At 69.5% G+C, this 18,507-nt stretch carries 17 protein-coding genes; 5 read left to right on the top strand and 12 right to left on the bottom strand.

Annotation, left to right across the window (positions count from 1 at the left end; translation table 11 throughout):
* Positions 1–2: 2 nt before the first annotated feature.
* Positions 3–3,158 (bottom strand): serine/threonine-protein kinase, encoded by a 3,156-nt coding sequence (locus A5730_RS16085; RefSeq protein ID WP_067902277.1) that lies wholly within the window; start codon positions 3,156–3,158, stop codon positions 3–5.
* Positions 3,159–3,284: 126 nt separating this feature from the next.
* Complete coding sequence (locus A5730_RS16080) at positions 3,285–3,887, bottom strand: DsbA family protein (protein ID WP_067902422.1); 603 nt, start codon at positions 3,885–3,887, stop codon at positions 3,285–3,287.
* Positions 3,888–3,983: 96 nt separating this feature from the next.
* Between A5730_RS16080 and A5730_RS16075 the strand changes: the two genes are divergently transcribed.
* Positions 3,984–4,817, top strand: coding sequence for an arylamine N-acetyltransferase (locus tag A5730_RS16075; RefSeq protein WP_067902274.1), 834 nt, complete (start codon positions 3,984–3,986; stop codon positions 4,815–4,817).
* Here A5730_RS16075 and A5730_RS16070 read toward each other — a convergent pair.
* From A5730_RS16070 to fadD3, 5 genes are all read right to left on the bottom strand, one after another.
* Complete coding sequence (locus A5730_RS16070) at positions 4,814–5,968, bottom strand: pyridoxal phosphate-dependent aminotransferase (RefSeq protein WP_067902271.1); 1,155 nt, start codon at positions 5,966–5,968, stop codon at positions 4,814–4,816. The genes A5730_RS16075 and A5730_RS16070 overlap by 4 nt on opposite strands.
* Positions 5,965–6,915, bottom strand: a complete 951-nt coding sequence (locus A5730_RS16065; RefSeq protein ID WP_067902420.1) for an acyl-CoA dehydrogenase family protein — start codon at positions 6,913–6,915, stop codon at positions 5,965–5,967. The genes A5730_RS16070 and A5730_RS16065 overlap by 4 nt, the downstream gene beginning before the upstream one ends.
* A gap of 73 nt (positions 6,916–6,988) precedes the next feature.
* Entirely contained in the window at positions 6,989–7,942 is a 954-nt protein-coding gene (locus tag A5730_RS16060; RefSeq protein WP_067902268.1) for an acyl-CoA dehydrogenase family protein, read from the bottom strand.
* A complete protein-coding gene (locus tag A5730_RS16055; RefSeq protein ID WP_067902257.1) occupies positions 7,942–9,075 on the bottom strand; it encodes an acyl-CoA dehydrogenase family protein in 1,134 nt (377 codons plus the stop codon). Before A5730_RS16055 ends, A5730_RS16060 begins: the two co-directional genes overlap by 1 nt.
* Positions 9,075–10,628 (bottom strand): 3-((3aS,4S,7aS)-7a-methyl-1,5-dioxo-octahydro-1H-inden-4-yl)propanoate--CoA ligase FadD3, encoded by a 1,554-nt coding sequence (gene fadD3, locus A5730_RS16050; protein WP_067902255.1) that lies wholly within the window; start codon positions 10,626–10,628, stop codon positions 9,075–9,077. The genes A5730_RS16055 and fadD3 overlap by 1 nt, the downstream gene beginning before the upstream one ends.
* 48 nt (positions 10,629–10,676) lie before the next feature.
* Here fadD3 and ipdE1 point away from each other — a divergent pair, with 48 nt between their 5' ends.
* From ipdE1 to fadA6, 4 genes are read left to right on the top strand one after another with little or no spacing between them, the layout of a single operon-like run.
* A complete protein-coding gene (gene ipdE1, locus A5730_RS16045; RefSeq protein ID WP_067902252.1) occupies positions 10,677–11,825 on the top strand; it encodes an acyl-CoA dehydrogenase IpdE1 in 1,149 nt (382 codons plus the stop codon).
* Positions 11,822–12,610 carry a (5R,7aS)-5-hydroxy-7a-methyl-1-oxo-2,3,5,6,7,7a-hexahydro-1H-indene-carboxyl-CoA reductase gene (ipdF, locus tag A5730_RS16040; protein WP_067902249.1) on the top strand — a complete coding sequence of 263 codons (789 nt, stop codon included), beginning with the start codon at positions 11,822–11,824 and terminating at the stop codon, positions 12,608–12,610. Before ipdE1 ends, ipdF begins: the two co-directional genes overlap by 4 nt.
* A 44-nt stretch (positions 12,611–12,654) precedes the next feature.
* Positions 12,655–13,257 (top strand): TetR family transcriptional regulator KstR2, encoded by a 603-nt coding sequence (gene kstR2, locus A5730_RS16035; RefSeq protein ID WP_156745831.1) that lies wholly within the window; start codon positions 12,655–12,657, stop codon positions 13,255–13,257.
* A gap of 54 nt (positions 13,258–13,311) precedes the next feature.
* Positions 13,312–14,472: a steroid 3-ketoacyl-CoA thiolase FadA6 gene (gene fadA6, locus A5730_RS16030; protein ID WP_067902245.1), complete on the top strand. Its 1,161-nt coding sequence runs from the start codon at positions 13,312–13,314 to the stop codon at positions 14,470–14,472.
* A gap of 90 nt (positions 14,473–14,562) precedes the next feature.
* Here fadA6 and A5730_RS16025 read toward each other — a convergent pair whose 3' ends face one another.
* The 5 genes from A5730_RS16025 to echA20 are packed head-to-tail and all read right to left on the bottom strand — an operon-like array spanning position 14,563 to position 18,486.
* The gene (locus A5730_RS16025) at positions 14,563–14,988 is read right to left on the bottom strand and encodes a nitroreductase (RefSeq protein WP_067902241.1); all 426 of its coding nucleotides are present in this window, start codon (positions 14,986–14,988) and stop codon (positions 14,563–14,565) included.
* A 42-nt stretch (positions 14,989–15,030) separates the two neighbouring features.
* The gene (gene ipdC / locus A5730_RS16020; RefSeq protein WP_067902238.1) at positions 15,031–16,107 is read right to left on the bottom strand and encodes a (3aS,4S,5R,7aS)-5-hydroxy-7a-methyl-1-oxo-octahydro-1H-indene-4-carboxyl-CoA dehydrogenase; all 1,077 of its coding nucleotides are present in this window, start codon (positions 16,105–16,107) and stop codon (positions 15,031–15,033) included.
* Positions 16,107–16,850, bottom strand: coding sequence for a cholesterol ring-cleaving hydrolase subunit IpdB (gene ipdB, locus A5730_RS16015; protein WP_067902237.1), 744 nt, complete (start codon positions 16,848–16,850; stop codon positions 16,107–16,109). The genes ipdC and ipdB overlap by 1 nt, the downstream gene beginning before the upstream one ends.
* Positions 16,847–17,731, bottom strand: a complete 885-nt coding sequence (ipdA, locus tag A5730_RS16010) for a cholesterol ring-cleaving hydrolase subunit IpdA (RefSeq protein ID WP_067902235.1) — start codon at positions 17,729–17,731, stop codon at positions 16,847–16,849. Before ipdA ends, ipdB begins: the two co-directional genes overlap by 4 nt.
* Positions 17,728–18,486: a (7aS)-7a-methyl-1,5-dioxo-2,3,5,6,7,7a-hexahydro-1H-indene-carboxyl-CoA hydrolase gene (gene echA20 / locus A5730_RS16005; protein WP_067902234.1), complete on the bottom strand. Its 759-nt coding sequence runs from the start codon at positions 18,484–18,486 to the stop codon at positions 17,728–17,730. The genes ipdA and echA20 overlap by 4 nt, the downstream gene beginning before the upstream one ends.
* Between the last annotated feature and the right edge of the window lie 21 nt (positions 18,487–18,507).

Here is an 18,507-nt window from a genome sequence, read left to right as displayed (position 1 = left end):
GGCTACATGAAGTCCAGCGCCTCGACCGTCGCGATCGGGCCCTCGTGGGTCGGCCGGTTCGCACCGCCGATGCAGTAGACGGTGTTGCCGACCGTCGCCACCACTTCGGCGTGGCGCGCGGTGGGCATCGGCGCCAACGTGCTCCACTTCGCGTCGGCGATGTCGTACATCTCGACCACGTTCAGCACCATCGTCGGTTCCTCACCGCCGACCACCACGATGCGGCCGTCGATGTAGGTCGCGCCGTAGGACCCGCGCGGGGTGGGCATGCCGACCAGCTTGGTCCAGGCGCCCGACTGCGGGTCGAAGCGTTCGTTCGCGGCGGAGTTCTTGTCGGCGGAAAGGAACCGACCGCCGATCGCGTACACGTAGGTCCCGTCCGACACCGCGGCCAGATGCTCGCGCGGGGTGGGCATGTCGGCGGCGTCGGTCCACGAATTGCCGTCGAAGACCTCGGTCTGCGGAACGAGCTGTTTGGCGTTCTGCCCGCCCACCACGACGAGCTTGTCGCCCACCACCGCCGCGGCCGGCGCCGCGCGGGCGTGCGTGAGATGCGGCAGCTCAACCCAATTGCCGCCGCGCAGCGCGAACACCTTGTCCGAGGCGTCGGCGAGTTGATCGCTCGCACCGCCGAGCACCACCACTTCGTCGCGGTAGGTCGCCGCCGCGGCGTGATGCAGCGGGATGGGCAGCGGCGGACCGGTCTGCCAAACGCCGGTGTGCGGGTCGTAGCTCTCGACGGTCTGCAGCGCGACCCCGTTGCGCAGGCCGCCCAGTACCCAGATCTTGTCGCCCTGGACGGCCCACGCCATCATCAGCCGGGGGGTCGGTGCGTCCGGGAGCGAGCGCCACTGCGACGCCGGCTGGATCCGGCGGGCCGGCAGCTTCAGCGCTTCGGCCGACGAGGTGAGCTGGCCGTCGCCGGGGGCGGTCGACCCGCCGATCGCGTACACGGACTTCTCCACCGCGTCGACGGCCATGCCGTGCCGTGGGGTCGCCATGTCGGGCAGGGCGGACCAGACCTTCGTCATCAGGTCGTACGCGGCGACGCTCTTGAGCGGTTGGCCCGCGGACATGCCCCCGACCGCGACCAGCCGGCCGTCAACGATCGCCACGCCGAGGTCGCTGCGCGGCTGGCTCAGCGCGGGCAGCGACGCCCAGGTCTTCGCGGCCGGGTCGTAGGCCTCGACCGCCGCCAGGTCCGCGCTGCCGTTGGTGCCGCCCACCGCGTACACCAGCTTGCCGTCCGACGCCGCGCCCAGCAGCTGGCGCGGGGTCGGAATGGGCGCGCCGAGGGTCCAGGTGTTGCCGTCGAACACCTCGGTGGTGTTCAGCAGCGCCCCGCTGGCGTCGACGCCGCCGGTGACGATAAGGCGGTCGCCCACCACGGCTGCCGCCGCGGCGGCCCGGGGCTGCAGCAGGTGCGGCAGCTCCACCCAGCGACTGTTGACGACACGCCAAACCTGGTCGGTGGCAACGTTTTTGCCGCCTTCGTATTTCCAGCCGCCGAGCACGACGGGGTTGCCCTGCCAGGTGACCGCCATCGCGTGGGAGACGGCGACCGGTAGATCGTCGCCGCCCTTCCAGCTGTCGATGACGGGGTCGTAGCCCTCCTGCAGTCCGGTGTGGGTGCCGTCGCTGCGGATTCCGCCGAAGATCCAGATGGTCCCGTCGGCCTGCGTGGTGGCCGCCGCGTCCCGCGAGATGCGCGCGTTCGTGATCGGCTTCCACTGCATGGGCGGCTGCGCCGTCGATTGCCCGGACGCGCCCTTCGAACCGTGCTTGTTGTCGGGCGAAAGCGCGAAGAAGACGCCGCCGATGACCAGCAGCAGGACCGCGGCGAGGGCGGCGGCCACCAACGCGATGCGGTTCCGCTTCTTGCCCGGCTCGGCGAACCATGCCGCCGCCCGGGCCCGGGGACCCTGCGGCGGGCCCTGGGCGCCGCCCCGGCCCGGCGGCGCGGCGGCTTGCGGAGGCCGCGCCGTGGGCTGCGTCGACGACGCTTGTGCGGCGCGCAGCAGGCTGGCCGCGTCCGGCACCTCGGCGGGCCCGGCATGCGGGAATGGCGCGGTCTCCCGCGCATGTTGCTGGTCGATCTGGGCGCTGATCGCCGACGTCGGGTCGTCGTGCCCGGTCGGCAACCGCGGTGGGGGCGGCATGCTCGACGTGTTGAGGCCCGTTGGGCGCGCCACCTCGCTGTGCGGCCCGGGCGGGACCGGGGCGGCGTGCGGTACCTCGGTCGCCACGGCAGAGGCGCGCCCCGTGATGGCCATCGCGTCGGGTTTCAGACCGTTGCGGCGCTGGGCGGCCTGCAGTTCGCGGCCGAACTCCTCGGCCGAGGCGGGCCGCTCCGCCGGGTCGATCGACATCGCCTTCTCGATCGCCGAGCACACCGCGTCCGGGATGCCGTCGGGACGCATATCCGGGATCCCGGCGGTACTGATCCGCAGGTATTGCGCGATCAGGTCCTCGCCCTTCTTGCGCTCGTGCGCGGCATTGCCCGCGATGAGGGCGTAGAGCGTGGCGCCCAGCGAGTACATGTCGGAGGCCACCGTGGCGGGATTGCCCGTCATCACCTCGGGCGCGGTGAAGTCGATGGTGCCGGAGAAGAATCCGGTCGCCGTCTCGTACCCGCCTTCGATGTGGGCGATCCCGAAATCACTCAATTGCGGCTCGCCGTAATCGTTGACGAGTATGTTCGCGGGCTTGATGTCGCGGTGCAAGGTCCCGGTCCGGTGCGCGGTTTCCAGTGCGCCGCAAAGCTTTACGCCGATGTGCAAGGCTTCGGGCCAGGGCACCGGCCCCTCCCGGCGCAGCCGCACCGCCAGCGAATCCGCCGAGTGGTAGGGCATCACGATGTACGGCTTGCCGCTCCCGGTGACGCCCACCCGCAGGATGTTGACGATGTTCGGATGCCCGGACAGCCCGCCCATCGCGTAGCCCTCGCGGAGGAAGCGTTCGCGGCTGTCATCGTCGATGTGCGACGGCAGCACCTTCACCGCGACGTTTCGCCCGAGGGCGGTCTCGTAGCAGCAGTAGATGACGCCCGCCCCGCCCCGAGCTACCTGTCGCGCGTCTTCGAACCCGGCGGCCGCCAGCTCCGCGGCGATGCCAGCCGGTACCGGTGCGACACTGTCGGGCCGTGGCTCTTCAGGCATTTGCTGGCGCTCAACCCTCCGCGAAGTGTGTGATTGGCGAGGTCAAGAGTAGCGCCCAGAACCTCACGGATGTGCTTTTCCGGCAACCTTCGTCCGCCCGGTCGGGATCCGAGTGGGCGGCCGCGTTCAGGCGTCGATGGTCGGCGGACCCTGATACGGCCGCTGCAGCGCGGCGAATTCGGGGGCGCCGGCCATCGTCAGCACGGCCTCCAGCAACCGAACCCCGTCCTGCGCCTTCGGTGTTCGGGTCAGCACCGGTCCGGAGAACGCCCGGCCGTCGACCGCGATGATCGGGCTGCCGGCCTCGTCGCCCAGCGCGTCCTGGCTGGCTTGGTGCGCCTGCTTGACGGGTTGGTCGTAGCCGCTGTCGTCGAGCGCTTCGGCAAGGCGTTCCTCGAGGCCGTTTTCGGCCAGGGCTTCGCGGATCGTGGCCGGGGTCAAGCCTTCCTGTTGCACATGGATGCGACGGCCGATGGAGTCATAGAGGCCGGCGAACGCGTCGGGTCCGCGCTCGCCGACGGCCGCGGCGAACAACCGGCCCAGCCGCGTCGACCGCTCCATCATTCGCTGGTGTTTCTCGTCGGTGTCCTCGCCCTCGTTGAGGATGGCCAGGTTCATTTGCCGCAGGGTGACCCGAGTGTGCGTCGATGGCGCGGCGTCCAGCAGCCAGCGCGCCGTCACCCAGGAGAAAGGACAGACAGGGTCGAGGTAAAGGTCGACGTCGGCCACGGGATCCTCCTTCGCGTCGGGGACCGAACTATTGCGACGCATACCCGCTACCGGCCGCCGCACGCCTGCCGATGGCCTTGGCAGCACAATGGCGTCATGACGCTGAACCTGGGCGAGTACTTCGATCGGATCGGCTATGGCGGCGCGACGGCGCCCAACCTCGAGGTCCTGCAGGCGTTGGTGAGCGCCCACACCAGGGCGATTCCCTTCGAGAACCTCGATCCGGTGATGGGCGTGCCGGTCGACGACTTGAGCCCGGAGGCGCTCGCCGGCAAGCTCGTTCGTCGGCGCCGCGGGGGCTATTGCTACGAGAACAACGGCTTGATGGGCTACGTGCTGGCCGATCTCGGCTTTCGGGTGCGCCGCCTGGCCGGCCGGGTGGTGTGGATGCGGCCGCCCGACGCCCCGTCGCCGCCGCCGCAGACGCACACCGTGCTGGCGGTGACGTTTCCCGGCTCGCACGGTTCCTACCTCGTTGATGTGGGCTTCGGCGGGCAGACCCCGACGTCGCCCCTGCGCATCGAGACCGGCACCGTGCAGCAGACGACGCACGAGCCGTACCGGCTCGACGACCGCGGCGACGGCCTGATCCTGCAGGCGCAGGTTCGCGGCGAGTGGCAACCCCTCTACGAATTCGGTACCCGGACCGCACCGGACGTCGACTTGGTGGTGGGCAGCTGGTTCGTTTCGACGCACCCGTCGTCGCACTTCGTGACCGGGCTGATGGCCGCGTGCGTCACCGACGACGCCCGGCTGAACCTGGCCGGGCGGAACCTGTCCATCCACCGCGCCGATGCCAGCGAGAAGATCCGCCTCGACGACGCGGCGGCCGTGGTCGACACGCTCAGAGACCGGTTCGGCATCGACGTGTCCGACGTCGGCGACCGCGGCGCGCTCGAGGCGCGCCTGGACAAGGTCTTGGACGCCTAGAGCCAGGCGCCGATCCGCCGCAGGGCCTCTTCGATGTCGCCCGTCGGTCCGGCGAACGACAGCCGGACGAACGAATTGCCGTGCGTGGTGTCGAAGTCGATACCGGGTGCGATCGCAACGCCGGTGTCGTTCAACAGCTTTGAACAGAAGGCCATCGAGTCGTCGGTGTGCTGCGACACGTCGGCGTAGACGTAGAACGCGCCGTCGGTGGGGGCCAGCCGGTCGATGCCGATTCCGCGCAGCCCGCCCAGCAGCAGCGTGCGGTTGGTGGCGTAGTGGTGCAGGTTGCCCTCGGCTTCGGCGGTCGCCTCCGGGGTGAAGGCCGCCACCCCGGCGAGTTGCGAGAGCACCGGTGGACAGATGGTGAAGTTGCCGGTCAGGCGGTCCACCGCCCGCAGCAGCACGGGCGGCACCAGCATCCAGCCCAGCCGCCAGCCCGTCATCGCGTAATACTTCGAAAAGCTGTTGACCACCACGGCATCCCGTGACGTCTGCCAGGCGCAGCTGGTCTGCGGCGCCCCCTCGTACACCAGGCCGTGGTAGACCTCGTCGCTGATCAGCCTGACCCCGGAGGCCTCGCACCACGACGCGATCGCCGCCAATTCGGCCGGCGCGATCACGGTTCCGGTGGGGTTGGCCGGGCTGGCGACGATCACGCCGTGGGGCGGCGGGTCGAGTTCGGCGAGCATCGCCACGGTGGGCTGGAAGCGGGTTTCCGGCCCGCACGGCAGTTCCACCACCTCACATCCCAACGCGGACAATATGTTTCGATAGCAGGGATATCCGGGACTGGCCAGCGCCACGCGGTCGCCGGCGTCGAAGCAGGCCAGGAACGCGAGTAGGAACCCGCCCGAGGAGCCCGTGGTGATCACCACGTCGTCGAGTTCGACGCGCAGCCCTTGGCGTCGGTAATCGGCCGCGATCGCCGCGCGCAGCTCGGGGATGCCCAGGGTCACGGTGTAACCCAGCTCGTTGTGGTGCAGGGCGGCGGCCGCGGCCGCGCGCACCGGCTCGGGCGCCCCGACGCTGGGCTGGCCGGCGGACAGGTTCACCAGGTCGCCGTGGCTTCGCTGGCGCTCGGCGGCCGCCAGCCACACGTCCATCACATGGAACGGCGGGATGGCGCCCCGCAGCGCGACATGGTCGTTCACGACGTCTCGAGTACCTCGGATTCCAGGCGGCCAAGCAGCTCTCGCGGCGGGCTGAGCAGGTGCGCGCTGCCGTGGGCACGCTTGAAATACAGCTGCATGTCGTGTTCCCAGGTGATCGCGATCCCGCCGTGCAGTTGGATGCCCTCGGCGGACGCGGCGCACAGCGCCTCGGTGGCCGCCAGCCGCGCGATGGCCGCGTTGGTCGGGGTGGGCTCGTCGCACGCCTCGGCCACGACGGCCTTCGCGGCGGCGATCGCCACGTAGAGGTCGGCCATTCGGTGTTTGAGTGCCTGGAAGCTGCCGATGGGCCGGCCGAATTGCACTCTGTTCTTGGCGTATTCGACGGTCAGTTCCAGGCAGCGTTCGGCCGCGCCAATCTGCTCGGCGGCCAGCAGAATGGCCGCGGCGTCGGCCATGCCGGGGTCGGCACCGATCGTCTCGGTTTCCTCCGGCGAAACCGCGGCGACCCGCCGGGTCGGGTCCATGGTCACGACGGGTTGAGCGCTGAAGCGCGTCCAGCGTGCGAGCTGGCCGTCGGTGGCGGCGACGACGACGTCGGCGGTGTCACCGTTGACCACGTAGTCGGCGTCGAACACCAGCGCGCCGATCGAGGCGCCCTCCGCGAGCGCTCCGAGCGTCTCGGCGTCGGGCTCGGCGGCGGCCAGCAGGGCCAGCTCCGCCAGGGTGGTGCCGAGCAGCGGGGAGGGGACCAGGCCCCGCCCCAGCTCCTGCAAAACCGTTGCGGCGTCGGCCAATTCGCCGCCAGCTCCGCCCAGCTCCTCGGGGACGACCAGCGCGGCGGCGCCCACCTGCTCGCACAGCAGCTGCCACAGCGACTCGTCGTAGCCGCGCTCGGACTCGATGGCAACGCGCACCGCCGCCGGGTTCGCGTGCTTGGCCACCAGGGCCGCGACGGTATCCCGCAGCATCTCCCGTTCTTCACTCACGGGCGCCACTCCTCTCCCCCGCAAGCGGGTGGTGCCCCCACATCGCGTAGCTTCTGCATCGTCGCGGCGCGACTCACAGCGCCTCCAGCACCCGCCGCCGATGCGCCTCGGGGGTACCCCAGGCCGAACGCAATGCTTGCACGCGCAGCAGCCACAGCGACAGGTCGTGTTCCTGGGTGTACCCGATCGCCCCGTGGGTCTGCAGCGCCGACCGCGCCGCCAGCAGGCCCGCCTCGGACGCGGCCGCCTTGGCGGCGCTGACGTTCCGGGCGCTCTCGCTCGGACGATCGGCCAGCGCCAGGGCCGCGCCGTACAGCAGCGGCCGGGCCAGCTCGATAGCGATGTGCACGTCGGCGAGCTTGTGCTTGATCGCCTGATACGAACCGATCACCCGGCCGAACTGCGACCGCTGCTTGGCGTAGTCGACGGTGTCGCGCAGCAGCGCCTCGGCCGCGCCGATCAGCTGCGCCGCGGTGGCCAGCGCCCCGAACTCGTAGGCGCGCTGCAGGTCCGCGCGCCAGGTTTGTCCGGTGGGGGACACGTCGTAGAGTGGCCGGCTCGGATCCACCGACTCGTGCCTCTCACCGGCCTCCGCTTCGCTCACGCCGTCGTAGGTGGCCAGCAGCACCAGCCCGGCGGTGTCGGCGTCGACCGCGCGCGGGGTGTGCGGCGGCAGTGCGACGGTGGCGATCAGCTCCCCGGAGGCCAGGGCGGCGCAGCGTTCATCGTCGGCGAGCAAAACCGGTGCCACGGCGATGGATTCGGCCACCGGGCCGGGAACACACCAGCGTCCCAGGCGTTCGAGCGCCACGACGAGGTCGACCGGGTGCGCCTCGATGCCGTCGAACTTCTCCGGGACCGCCAGCGCGGTGACGCCGAGGTCGGCCAGCTGCCCCCACACCTTGCGGCCGGGTGCGGTGTCGCCCGCGGACCACGCTCGGACGGCGCCGGGCAGGTCGGCCGCGCCGAGCGCGGCGTCGATGCTGGCCGCGAAGTCCCGCTGCTGTTCGTCTAGTGCGAAGTCCATTACCGCTTCTCCCGGGGAAGGCCCAACAGCCGTTCGGAGATGATGTTGCGCTGAATCTCGTTGGTGCCGGCGTAGATCGGCCCGCCCAGCGCGAAGAGCAGGCCGTCGGTCCAGCCGCCCGCGAGCTCGCCGTCGGCGGCGAGGATGTCGAGCGCACTCTGGTGCAGGTCCACGTCGAGGTCGGACCAGAACACTTTGGTCACCGACGATTCGGCGCCCAGCTCGCCGCCGGCGGCCAGCCTGGTCACCGTGCCGAAGGTCTGCAGCCGGTAGGCCTGCGCCTTGATCCAGCCGTCCGCGACCCGGTCGGCGAACGCCGGCTGCGACCCGTTTTCTTTCCACAGCCGCACCAGCCGCTCGGCGGTGGCCAGGAAGCGGGCGGGGCTGCGCAGCGACATGCCGCGCTCGTTGCTCGACGTGCTCATGGCGGCCCGCCAGCCCTCGTTCGGGGTGCCGATCACGTCGTGGTCTGGAACGAACACGTCGTCGAGGAAGATCTCGCCGAAGCCGGTGTCGCCGCCCAGCTGGACGATGGGCCGCACGGTGACGCCCTTGGCCTTGAGATCGAACATGAAGTACGTCAGGCCGTGGTGCCGCTCGGCTTCCGGATCGGACCGGAACAGCCCGAAGCCCATTTCGGCGAACGGTGCGCGCGAACTCCAGATCTTCTGCCCGTTGAGCAGCCAGCCGCCGTCGGTCTTGGTCGCGGTGGATCGCAGCGAGGCCAGGTCGCTGCCGGATTCCGGCTCCGACCACGCTTGCGCCCAGATCTGTTCGCCGCTGGCCATTTTCGGCAGGATGCGGTCCAGCTGCTCGTCGGTGCCGTGCGCGAACAGCGTGGGGGCCAGCATCGAGGTGCCGTTGGCGCTCGCCCGGCCCGGCGCGCCGGCGCGGAAGTACTCCTCCTCGAACACCACCCAGTGCAGCAGCGGCGCGTCGCGGCCGCCGTACTTCTTCGGCCACGTGATCACCGACAGCCCGGCGTCGTACAGCACGCGGTCCCACCGCCGGTGCTGCGCGAAACCCTGGGCGTTGTCGTAGGACTTCGTCGGGATCGCATCGGCGTTGTCCGCCAGGAAGTCTCGCACCTCACCCTGGAAGGCCAGGGTCTCGTCGTCTAGGTCCAGATCCATCAGGCCAGCTCCCGCAGTTGTGGTTTGACCACCTTGCCGCCCGGGTTGCGCGGCAACGCGTCGACGAACCGCACCGAACGGGGTGCCTTGAAGTTCGCCAGATGTTCACGGGTGTAAGCGATCACAGATTGCTCGTCGAGTTCCGCGCCCGGTCGCGGCACCACGAACGCCCGGCCCACCTCGCCGAGCCGTTCGTCGGGGACGCCGATCACCGCGGCGTCGGCCACCCCGTCCATGCGGGCCAGCACCTGCTCGACCTCCGCCGGGTACACGTTGAATCCGCCACAGATATACATGTCCTTGAGGCGGTCGGTGATGCGGAGGTTGCCGGCCGCGTCGACGGCGCCGATGTCGCCGGTGTGCAACCAGCCGTCGGCGTCGATCGCCGCGGCCGTCGCTTCCGGGTCGTCGAGGTAACCCAGCATCACGTTCGGTCCGCGCAGCAACACCTCGCCAGCCTCACCGGGAGTGCTTGCGTCGATGCGCAATTCGAAGTCGGCGAAGGGGCGCCCGCAGGTCGTCGCGACGGTGACCGCGTCGTCCTCGGCCCGGCACATGGTGCCCATCCCGTTGGCCTCGGTCAGTCCGTAGGCGGTCAGCACGATGTCGATGTCGAGCTCGGATTGCATGCGTTCCACCAACACGACCGGCACGGTGGCCGCCCCGGTCACCGCGAACCGCAGCGAGCTCAGGTCGTAGTCCCCGCGCGCCGGGTGGTCCAGCAGCGTCTGGTAAATCGTTGGCGGCCCGGGCAATACGGTGATGCGGTGTTGCTCGATCGCCTGCAGCGCGCGCAGGGGATCGAAGGTCAGGTGCGGGATCAGGGTCGCGCCGGTTTGCAGGCAGGCCAGGATGCCGGCCTTATAGCCGAAGTTGTGGAAGAACGGGTTGATGCACAGGTAACGGTCGTCGCTGGTGATCTTGCCGTTCGCGGCCCACGACGCCGAGGCCGACAACGACTGCCGGTGCGCGCACAGCACGCCTTTGCTGCGGCCGGTGGTGCCCGAGGTGAACAGGATGTCGCTGACGTCGTCGGGCGTGACGGCGGCGGCGCGGGCGGCGACCGCTGCTGTGTCGGTCCCGTTGGCGATGAAGTCGTCCCACGTCCCTGGGACAGGATCGTCGGCGTCGATCGGGATTCGGACGACGTGCCGCAGGGCGGGCAGGGCCCCAGAGCCCAAGCGACCCAAGTCGGCGACGCGGTCGTTGCCCAGGAACCTGCCCATCGCGAACAGCACGGGCGCGCCGGTGCGGGCCAGGATGTCGCCCGCCTCTTCGGCGGTATAGCGGGTGTTCAGGGGCACCATTGCCGCGCCGGCGTGGTGGATCGCCAGGCACGCGATCACCCAGTGCCAGGTGTTCGGCGACCAGATCGCCACGCGGTCGCCGGGCTGCACGCCCAGCGCGATCAGCGCGGCGGCCGCGCGGTGAACTTCGTCGCGCAGCTCGGTGGCGGTGAACGAACGCTCGTCGGTGACCAACGCGGGCTGGTCGGGCAACTGGTGCACGAAACGATCCAGCGCCGCGGGCACGGTACGCCGGTCGCCAGTCATCGGGATGCTCCTAACAAAGCAAGTGCTTGGTAGGTTAGCCTACAGGGCATGCAGGACGTCGAGGAGTTCCGGGCGGAGGTCCGCGGTTGGCTCGCCGACAATCTGGTCGGCGAATTCGCAGCCCTCAAGGGGCTCGGCGGACCGGGACGTGAGCACGAGGCCTTCGAAGAGCGCCGGGCCTGGAACCAGCATCTCGCCAAGGCCGGACTGACCTGCCTGGGCTGGCCGGTCGAGCACGGCGGGCGCGGGCTGTCGACCGCGCACCGGGTGGCCTTCTACGAGGAGTACGCCAAGGCCGACGCGCCCGACAAGGTCAACCACTTCGGCGAGGAGCTGTTGGGCCCGACGCTGATCGCCTTCGGCACGCCCGAGCAGCAGCAGCGCTTCCTGCCCAAGATCCTCGACGTCACCGAGCTGTGGTGCCAGGGGTATTCGGAGCCCGGCGCCGGCAGCGACCTGGCCAACGTGGCGACCACCGCCGAACTCGACGGCGACGAGTGGGTGATCAACGGCCAGAAGGTGTGGACGTCGCTGGCGCACTGGGCGCAGTGGTGCTTCGTGGTCGCGCGCACCGAGAAGGGCTCCAAGCGGCACGCCGGGCTGTCGTATCTGCTGGTGCCGCTGGACCAGCCTGGCGTGCAGATCCGCCCGATCATCCAGCTGACCGGCGACTCGGAATTCAACGAGGTGTTCTTCGACGACGCCCGCACCGAGGCCACACTGGTGGTCGGCGAACCCGGCGACGGCTGGCGCGTCGCGATGGGCACGCTGACCTTCGAGCGTGGAGTCTCGACCCTGGGCCAGCAGATCCGCTACGCCCGTGAGCTTTCCAACCTCGCCGAGCTGGCGCAGCGCAACGGCGCCGCCGACGACCCGTTCATCCGGGAGCGGTTGGCCCGGGCGTGGACCGGGCTGCGGGCGATGCGTTCGTACGCGCTGGCCACTATGGACGTCGAGCAGCCCGGCCAGGACAACGTGTCAAAGTTGTTGTGGGCCAACTGGCATCGCAGTCTGGGTGAGCTCGCCATGGACGTGGTCGGTAAGTCGAGCATGGTGTTGTCGGACGGCGAGTTCGACGAATGGCAGCGGCTTTTCCTGTTCACCCGTGCGGACACCATCTACGGCGGATCCAACGAGATCCAGCGCAACATCATCGCCGAGCGGGTGCTCGGCCTGCCCCGGGAGGTAAAGGGATGAGCCTGTCCGAAGCTCCGAAAGAGGTTGCCGGGCACGGGCTTTTGGAAGGCAAGGTGGTAGTCGTGACGGCGGCGGCGGGCACCGGCATCGGTTCGGCGACCGCGAGGCGGGCCCTGGCCGAGGGCGCCGATGTGGTGGTGTCCGATCACCACGAGCGACGGCTGGGGGAGACCGCCGACGAGCTGTCCGCGCTGGGGTTGGGCCGGGTCGAAAGCGTGCTGTGCGACGTGACCTCCACCGCGCAGGTGGAGGCGCTGATCGCCTCGACCACCGCGCGGATGGGCCGGCTCGACGTGTTGGTGAACAACGCCGGGCTGGGCGGTCAGACGCCGGTGGTGGACATGACCGACGACGAGTGGGACCGCGTGCTGAACGTGACGCTGTCCTCGGTGTTCCGGGCGACCCGGGCGGCGTTGGGGTACTTCCGCGAAGCGAACCACGGCGGGGTGATCGTCAACAACGCGAGCGTTCTGGGCTGGCGGGCGCAGCACTCCCAGGCGCACTATGCGGCCGCCAAGGCCGGGGTGATGGCGTTGACCCGTTGCAGCGCAATCGAAGCCGTCGAGTACGGGGTGCGCATCAATGCCGTGTCCCCGAGCATCGCGCGACACAAGTTCCTCGACAAGACCACCTCGGCCGACCTGCTTGACCGGCTCTCCGCGGGCGAAGCGTTCGGCCGCGCCGCCGAGCCCTGGGAGATCGCGGCCACCATCGCGTTCCTGGCCAGTGACTACTCCAGCTATCTCACCGGCGAGGTCATCTCGGTGTCCAGCCAGCATCCGTGACCGGCTAGCTGGCCAAGCAAGCGCTTGGTTGATATGGTGGCCGGGTGGACCGAGTGGCCGGTCAGGCGAACAGCCGACGCGACGAGTTGTTGGAACTCGCCGCGACCATGTTCGCCGAGCGGGGCCTGCGCGCCACGACCGTGCGAGACATCGCGGACAGTGCCGGCATCCTCTCCGGCAGCCTCTATCACCATTTCTCCTCAAAGGAGGAGATGGTCGACGAGGTGCTCCGCAGCTTCCTGGACTGGTTGTTCGCCCGCTACCGCGAGATCGTCGACAGCGAGGCCAACCCGCTGGAGCGGCTCAAGGGGCTGTTCATGGCGTCGTTCGAGGCGATCGAGCATCGGCACGCCCAGGTGGTGATCTATCAGGACGAAGCCCAACGGTTGTTGTCGCAGCCCCGGTTCTCCTACATCGAGGACATGAACCGGCAGCAGCGCAAGATGTGGGTCGAGGTCATCAACCAGGGCGTCGACGAGGGCTACTTCCGGCCCGACCTCAACGTCGACCTCGTCTACCGTTTCATTCGTGACACCACGTGGGTGTCGGTGCGCTGGTATCAACCCGGCGGACCGCTGACCGCCCAGCAGGTGGGTCAGCAATACCTTGCCATCGTGCTCGGTGGGATTACCAAAGAAGGAGTCTGAAGATGGCTCGTGTCGGCGACGATGCAAAGCGAAGCGATGAGGAGGAGCGACACTATGGCTGAGGCGTACGTCATCGACGCTGTGCGCACCGCGGTCGGCAAGCGCGGTGGATCGCTCGCCGGGGTACATCCGGTCGACCTGGGTGCTTATGCGTGGCGCGGCCTGCTCGACCGGGTCGACGTCGATCCCGCCGCCGTCGACGACGTGATCGCCGGCTGCGTCGACGCCATCGGCGCCCAGGCCGGCAACATCGCGCGGCTTTCGTGGCTGGCCGCCGGTTACCCCGAAGAGGTGCCCGGCGTCACCGTGGACCGCCAGTGCGGTTCCAGCCAGCAGGCGATTTCCTTTGGCGCACAGGCGATCATGGCCGGCACGGCCGACCTCATCGTGGCCGGCGGGGTGCAGAACATGAGCCAGATCCCGATCTCCTCGGCCATGACCGTGGGCGAGCAGTTCGGCTTCACCTCGCCGACCAACGAGTCCAAGCAGTGGCTGCACCGCTACGGCGACCAGGAGATCTCGCAGTTCCGCGGCTCGGAGCTGATCGCCGAGAAGTGGAACCTGTCGCGCGAGGAGATGGAGCGGTTCGCGCTGGCCAGCCACGAGCGCGCCTTCGCCGCGATCCGCGGCGGCCACTTCGACAACGAAATCATCACCGTGGAAACGGAATCCGGGCCGTTCCGGGTGGACGAGGGTCCCCGGGAGTCATCGCTGGAAAAGATGGCCGGCCTCAAAACGCTGGTCGAGGGCGGCAAGCTGACGGCGGCAATGGCGAGCCAGATCTCCGACGGGGCGAGCGCGGTACTGCTGGCCTCGGAGCAGGCCGTCAAGGACCACAAGCTCACGCCGCGCGCCCGCATCCACCACATCAGCGCCCGCGCGGCCGACCCGGTATTCATGCTGACCGGCCCCATCCCGGCCACCCGCTACGCGCTGGAGAAGACGGGGTTGTCGATCGACGACATCGACACCGTCGAGATCAACGAGGCGTTCGCGCCGGTGGTGCTGGCCTGGCTCAAGGAGATCAAGGCCGACCCCGAGAAGGTCAACCCCAACGGCGGCGCGATCGCGCTCGGGCACCCGCTGGGCGCCACCGGCGCCAAGCTGTTCGCCACCATGCTCAACGAACTCGAGCGCGTCGGCGGCCGCTACGGCCTGCAGACCATGTGCGAGGGCGGCGGCACGGCGAACGTCACGATCATCGAGCGGCTGTAACGCCCTGCGCCGTCTCGTGTTTCGGCGCGACACTGAAACCACGCAGGCGACACGCCGCGCAGCGTGTGCGTGGTTGCAGTCTCGCGGTGCTCAATTCCGCGGTGCGGCGTCCCGGACTTTGAGGTAGTGCTGGATGCCGACGCGCGCGAACGTGCGTCGCCGCTCGGCCGACAGCATGGGCATGGCGACCGCCGCGTCGATGACCTCGGGCCGCGTCACCTGGTAGCTCTCGCCGGCCGAGGAAATGCTTGCGCCCCCGGCCGCAAGGACGTTCTGCAACCAGTCGACCCGGGTGCCGTAGGGCAGCGGTATGACGAACCCGTCGTCCGTCCGGTCCGCCACGATCGGCGTGGCGTACTGCTTGCCCGACCGTCGCCCGTTGTGGTGGATGGCCGATGCGTACCAGTGTTTGCGGCCGGCCAGGCGCAACATCAGCGGGTTGAGCAGGTATCTGTTGGAAACACGGACCGCGCCCAGTAATGGCTTGGGCCATGCCTCGGGTGTCAGCGCACTCATGACCCCACGATGGACCCGGGGCCGCAACGCAAGCCAGGGTCTTTAGTCGTCGCCCTCGACGAGTGCGGACGCCGCCCGCAGATGCGTGATCGCGTCCCGCACGATGGAGTCGATCAGCTCGGCGCACGACGGCAGGTCCTCGAGGATCCCGGCCACCTGCCCGGAGGCCAGCACCCCGGCGTCGGTGTTGCCCTCGACCAGCCCGGCCTTCAGCAGCATCGGGGTGTTGGCCGCCATCACCACCTGGGACCAGGTCAGCTCCTTGCCGTGGCGCATGGCCAGGCCGTCGCGGATCATCGAGGCCCAGGTCATCTGCGACATGTTCTTGAACTTCGCGGCGTTACGCACCGCCGCTGTCAAACCCCTTACCGGCGAGCCGCTTTCCAGCTTCTCGACCAGCCCGGTCCGCAGCACCCGGTGCGGCATGCCGTCGACGCGCGTGGTGACGACCGTGCCGTCCAGCGCGGCGTCCAGGTAGCGCCGCTTGACCGCGTCGGGCACGGTCGAGTCGGAGGTCAGCAGGAAGCGCGTGCCCATCGCCACGCCGGCGGCGCCGTAGCTCAGCGCGGCTGCCAGCCCGCGCCCGTCGAAGAAGCCGCCCGCGGCGATCACCGGAATCCCGGTGCCCTGCACCGCGTCCAGCACCGACGGCAGCAGCAGCGTCGTCGCCACGGGCCCGGTGTGCCCGCCACCCTCGCCGCCCTGCACGATCATCGCGTCGGCACCCCAGGCCGCCACCTTCTTTGCGTGCTTGGCCGCGCCGATCGACGGGATCACCACCGCGCCAGCCTCTTTCAGCCGGGCGATCAGTTCCTGCTTGGGCGCCAGGGCGAATGACGCCACCTTCACGCCCTCGCGGATCATCAAATCGACGCGGTCGCCGGCGTCGGCGGCGTCGGCGCGGATGTTCACCCCGAACGGCTTGTCGGTGGCGGCCTTGACCTTGCCGATGGCCGTCGCCAACTCGTCCAGGGTCATGGTGGCCGACGCCAGGATGCCCAGGCCGCCGGCGTTGGCCGTTGCGGCCACCAGCCGGGCGCCGGCCACCCAGCCCATCCCGGTCTGGACGACGGGGTGCTCGACACCGACCAGCTCGGTCAGCGGCGTGCGCAATTTCATCAACGGATCTCCCTGTCGCGCAGGGACTTCGGGTCGATCACCTCGCGGATCAGCCGCAGCTCCTCGTCGGTCGGGAGCCTGGTCTCGCCGGCCTCGTCGAGGCCGTGCACCTCGAACGAGGTGGCCTCGCGGACGTCGTCGGGCGACACCCCGGGGTGCAGTGTCAGCGCGCGCATCGTCCGGTCCGGGCCGCCGAAGTCGAACACCCCGAGGTTGGACACCACCCGGTAGGTGTTGGCGAAGCGGAACGCCGGGTTGTCGGGGTCCACCTTGTCCCAGCCGATGCCGCAGACCACGTCGACGGCCTCGCAGAACACCCGCTTGGAGTGGTTGCCCACCCAGTAACTGGTCGCGTGGTTGATCGTGTTGCCGGGTGCGCCCCGCAGGCCGAACATCTGCCGGGTCGGGTGCTGCAGCGGGCCGAACGCCGAAATGTTCTGATTGCCAAAGCGGTCAACCTGATTCGCGCCCATCACCACGTGCCGCCGGCCCCAGGCCAGCGTCTCGAACACCCGGCCGAACGGCATCCAGCCCTCGACGGGTCCGGTCTTGCCCAAAGCCGGGGTGTCGGCCAGCAGCTGCGCCTCGCCGTCGGTGAGCAGGATGTCGGGGGAAAACGTCAACCGCGCCAGCCGCGCGCCGACCGAGGCCATGTTGGTCATGGGGCTGACCATGATTTCGCCGGCTCCTTCGAACAAGTCGGCGCAGGCGATTGCGCACACCTCGGCGCGGGTGCTGCTCATTTGGCCGCCTCCTCTGCGAACGCGCGAACCGCCGCCTGGTAGTCGTCCTCGTCACCCGAAAGGTAGGTCTGGACGAACTGCCGCCAGCCTTCATCGGTCGAGGCCGCCTCGGCATAGTGCCGCTGGAATTTCTCGTCACGGCCGTAATCCGGTGCGGCGGTGGTGAAGTGGGCGCCACCCGGCGCCTCAACCACCGAGTCGACCATCATCCGGTTCACCAGCAGCGCCTGCGGGGGAACGGCCTTGACCAGCTCCTCGGTCGAGACGACGCGCTCCACCGACAGGAAGCGCTTCTCGGCGGCCATCAGGAACAGGTCGTCGAAGTAGGGATCGATCCCGGTGTAGGCCGCATTGCCTTGGCAGTCCCCGAGATTCAGGTGCGCAAAGGCCGCATCCAGGCGCAACGCCGGCATGGCGATCAGCGTCTCGTAGCCGCCCTCGGGCGCGGGGTACGGACTGGCTACCGTCTGCAGCTCACCCTCCCAGAAGTCGGGAACCGAGCTGCCCAGCCCGGCCCGAATGGGCAGGAACGGCAGGCGTTGGGCGGCGGCTTGCAGACCGCAGCGCAACATGCCCTCGTCCATTTCGCGGGCCTCGATGGCGCCGCTGGTGCGGGCCTTGGCGAACCAGGGGTCGTAGAAGGGCGGGGAGTCCAGCGAGACGAAGCCGTAGTAGACGCGTTTGACCTTGCCCGCCGAGCAGAGCAGCCCGAGGTCGGGGCCGCCGTAGGTGACCACGGTCAGGTCCTTCAGGTCCGTGCGCAGCATCGCCCGCACGAAGGCCATCGGCTTGCGGCGCGAGCCCCAGCCGCCGATGCCGATCGTCATGCCGCTGCGCAACTGCGCGACGGCGTCGTCCAACGTGGTTCTCTTGTCGCTCATGCTTTCTTGCCCTTAGCCGTCCCGGCGAACGCGTCGCGGTGCTCGTCGGCCACCCCGGCCAGGTTGAGCTCGAACGTAAAGCCTTGCTCCATACGGTAACTCGAGTTGACTCGCTGCACGTCGATTAGGTTGAGCGCCTCCTTGGCGGCCCGGATGACGCGGGTGTCCTTGGCGGCGATGTCGCGGGCAACCCGTAGCGCGGCCTCGTCCAGCTCGTCGCGCGGCACCACCTCGTGCACCGAGCCGAAATGGTGCAAGGTGGCGGCGTCGACGGTCGCGGCGGTGAAGAACAGTCGCCGCATCAGGTGCTGGGGCACCAACCGCGACAGGTGGGTGGCCGCCCCGAGCGCGCCGCGTTCCACCTCGGGCAGCCCGAAGGTGGCGTCCTCGGAGGCCACGATGACGTCGGAGTTGCCGACCAGGCCGATGCCGCCGCCGACGCAGAATCCGTTCACGGCGGCGACGACCGGCACCGCGCACTCGTAGACCGCGCGGAAGGCGGCGAAGCAGCCGCGGTTGGCGTCGATCAGCGCGGTGAATCCCTCGGTGCGCTGCATCTCCTTGATGTCGACCCCGGCGTTGAAGCCGCGGCCCTCCGCCCGCAGGATCACGACATGGGTCTGCGGATCCTGGCCGGCGGCCGTGATGACGTCGGCCAGTTCGAACCAGCCGCGCGACGGGATGGCGTTGACCGGGGGAAAGTCGACGGTGACCGCGACGATGCCCGGTTCGGTGGTTTTGGATGTGATGGGCAAGGTGCCACTTCCTTGTGGGGT

This window comes from Mycobacterium sp. ACS4054, from assembly GCF_001667275.1.
In the GTDB taxonomy this organism is placed as follows: domain Bacteria; phylum Actinomycetota; class Actinomycetes; order Mycobacteriales; family Mycobacteriaceae; genus Mycobacterium.
This window is presented reverse-complemented; position numbering and strand designations above follow the sequence as displayed.

Coding starts and splice junctions, on each gene's coding strand:
- A5730_RS16085 (WP_067902277.1), bottom strand. CDS start 3,158: ATGCCTGAAGAGCCACGGCCCGACAGTGTCGCACCGGTACCGGCTGGC.
- A5730_RS16075 (WP_067902274.1), top strand. CDS start 3,984: ATGACGCTGAACCTGGGCGAGTACTTCGATCGGATCGGCTATGGCGGC.
- A5730_RS16060 (WP_067902268.1), bottom strand. CDS start 7,942: ATGGACTTCGCACTAGACGAACAGCAGCGGGACTTCGCGGCCAGCATC.
- A5730_RS16055 (WP_067902257.1), bottom strand. CDS start 9,075: ATGGATCTGGACCTAGACGACGAGACCCTGGCCTTCCAGGGTGAGGTG.
- fadD3 (WP_067902255.1), bottom strand. CDS start 10,628: ATGACTGGCGACCGGCGTACCGTGCCCGCGGCGCTGGATCGTTTCGTG.
- ipdE1 (WP_067902252.1), top strand. CDS start 10,677: ATGCAGGACGTCGAGGAGTTCCGGGCGGAGGTCCGCGGTTGGCTCGCC.
- ipdF (WP_067902249.1), top strand. CDS start 11,822: ATGAGCCTGTCCGAAGCTCCGAAAGAGGTTGCCGGGCACGGGCTTTTG.
- fadA6 (WP_067902245.1), top strand. CDS start 13,312: ATGGCTGAGGCGTACGTCATCGACGCTGTGCGCACCGCGGTCGGCAAG.
- A5730_RS16025 (WP_067902241.1), bottom strand. CDS start 14,988: ATGAGTGCGCTGACACCCGAGGCATGGCCCAAGCCATTACTGGGCGCG.
- ipdC (WP_067902238.1), bottom strand. CDS start 16,107: ATGAAATTGCGCACGCCGCTGACCGAGCTGGTCGGTGTCGAGCACCCC.
- ipdB (WP_067902237.1), bottom strand. CDS start 16,850: ATGAGCAGCACCCGCGCCGAGGTGTGCGCAATCGCCTGCGCCGACTTG.
- ipdA (WP_067902235.1), bottom strand. CDS start 17,731: ATGAGCGACAAGAGAACCACGTTGGACGACGCCGTCGCGCAGTTGCGC.